This window comes from Bacillus sp. 05T31 (assembly GCF_056396725.1).
This window is the reverse complement of record NZ_JBFTMA010001283.1, coordinates 1-558: the sequence shown is the minus strand read 5'-3', so window position 1 is coordinate 558 and position 558 is coordinate 1. Positions and strand designations below refer to the sequence as shown.

Annotated in this window: 1 protein-coding gene; it reads left to right on the top strand. The window is 36.2% G+C overall.

What is annotated here, in order from left to right; genetic code table 11:
• Nucleotides 1-558: M4 family metallopeptidase (locus tag AC1DJR_RS32935; protein WP_477004560.1), on the top strand; the 558-nt coding region annotated here is incomplete at both ends.

Here is a 558-nt window from a genome sequence, read left to right as displayed (position 1 = left end):
AAGGGACAAAAGGTAGTTTCAGTTGTACATGCTTGGGATTCTGAAGATACGAACGATCCGAAAAATTGGCAAAATGCATTAAGTGCTAATAATGGAAGTATGCTTGTATATGGTGATCCTATTGTCAAGGCATATGACGTAGCTGGACATGAATTTACACATGCTGTTACTTCTAGCGAATCTAATCTTGAATATTACGGTGAATCTGGTGCGATTAATGAAGCGCTATCTGATATTATGGGAACATCTATTGAGAAATACGTAAATAATGGAAGCTTTAACTGGACAATGGGAGAACAAACTGGATCTGTTTTCCGTGATATGGAAAACCCAGCTTCTGTTCCATCTTCACTTGGAGTACCTTATCCAGATGATTACAGTGAATTTAACGATTTTAATGGATGGGATCAAGGCGGCGTTCATTTTAATTCAAGCATTATTAATAAAGTTGCGTATCTCATTGCAAAAGGTGGAACGCATAACGGGGTAACTGTTAAAGGAATTGGTGAAGATAAAATGTTTGATATTTTCTATTATGCAAATACAGATGAATTAAAC